Source organism: Streptomyces sp. NPDC093225 (genome assembly GCF_044753805.1).
Classification (GTDB): Bacteria; Actinomycetota; Actinomycetes; order Streptomycetales; family Streptomycetaceae; genus Streptomyces.
Window position 1 is genome coordinate 1 of the sequence record NZ_JBIVNX010000116.1, and the last position, 1728, is coordinate 1728.

1 protein-coding gene is annotated in these 1728 nt (G+C 75.8%); it reads left to right on the forward strand.

What is annotated here, in order from left to right:
* Positions 1-1728, forward strand: a 1728-nt coding sequence (locus ACIQCH_RS38385) for a condensation domain-containing protein (protein WP_402589012.1), incomplete at both ends; no start/stop codon positions are given.

Genomic DNA, 1728 nt, shown 5'->3' on the forward strand with positions numbered 1-1728 from the left:
AAACCAGGACCTCCCCTTCGACCGCCTCGTCGAGGACCTGAACCCGACCCGCTCCACCGCCCACCACCCCCTCTTCCAGGTCATGCTCGCCTTCCAGCACGACTACGAGGGCCGGATCGACCTCCCGGGCACCACGGCCGCGTGGACCGACGTGCCGAACGGCACCGCCAAGTTCGACCTCTCCGTGGCGGTGGCCGAGCGGCACGGGCCGGCGGGGGCACCCGCCGGCCTGACGCTGGAGTGCAACTACGCGCGGGACCTGTACGACGCGGACACCGTCGCCGCACTCGCCGACGGCCTGGTCCGCCTGCTCGACGCGGTCGTCGCCGACCCCGACCAGCACCTCGGCGCCCTGGGCCGGGCGGCCGGTACCGCGGGCACCGCCGCCGTCGAGGCCGCCCTGCGCGCCCACGGGCAGGTCGCCTCCGCCGTCGCCCTGGCACGGCCGGACGCGGCTCCGGGCTCGGATGCGGCCACCGGCTCGGGCTCGGACTCAGGCTCGGGCGGGCGGATCGTCGCATACGTCGAGCCGGTGGCCGGCGCCGCCTTCGACGAGGCCGCCGTACGGGAGCACCTGGTGGCCGCGCTGCCCTCGGACCTGGTCCCCGCCGCCCTCGTCGTACGCGCCGCCGCCCCGGCCCCGGCCGCCACCGGGACCGCGCCCGTCGCGGCGGTCCGCACCTCCCTGACCGCCCAGGAGGAAATCCTCTGCGGACTGTTCGCCGAGGTCCTGCGGGTGGAGCGGGTGGGGGTCGACGACAACTTCTTCGCCCTCGGCGGCCACTCCCTGCGCGCCTCGCGTCTGGTGAGCCGGGTGCGCGCGGTGCTGGGGTGCGAGGTGGGGGTCCGCGACCTCTTCCGCGCCCCGACGGTACGGGAGTTCGCCCGCCGCCTGACCTCCGCGAGCGCCGGTGACCGGCCCGCCCTGACCCCCGTCGAGCGCACCGCCGACCTGCCGGTCTCCTACGCGCAGCGCCGCCTGTGGTTCCTCGGCCAGATGGAAGGACCCAGCTCCACCTACAACGTCCCCTGGCTCATCCGCCTCACCGGCCACCTCGACCTCACCGCCCTCGAAGCGGCCCTCAACGACGTCGTCGCCCGCCACGAAGCCCTCCGCACCGTCTTCCCCGCCGCGAGCGGCGAACCCCTCCAGTCCGTCCTCCCCGCCGAGGACGCCCGCGTCACCCTCGAACGCACCGACGTCCCCGCGGACGACGTCGACGAGGCCGTCTCCGCCGCGTCGCGGACCCCCTTCGACCTGTCCTCCCAGATCCCGGTACGGGCCCACGTGTTCCGCGTGTCGGAGGACGAGCACTACCTGCTGCTGCTCCTGCACCACATCGCCAGCGACGGCTGGTCCGTGGGCCCGCTCGGCCGCGACCTGGGCGCAGCGTACGCGGCCCGACTCGCCGGCACGGCCCCCGCCTGGCAGCCGCTCGCGGTGCAGTACGCCGACTACTCCGTCTGGCAGCGCGCGCTCCTCGGTGCCGCCGACGACGCCGGCAGCCTGGACGCCCGCCAGCTCGCCTACTGGCGGCAGCAGCTGGCCGACCTGCCCCAGGAGCTGGCGCTCCCGGTGGACCGGCCCCGCCCGCAGGTGGCCTCGCCACGCGGCGGCATCCACCGGTTCGGCGTCCCGGCGGCCCTGCACGCCCGCCTCACCGACCTGGCCCGCGACAACCAGGCCACCCTCTTCATGGTCGTGCAGGCCGCGGTCGCCACCCTCCT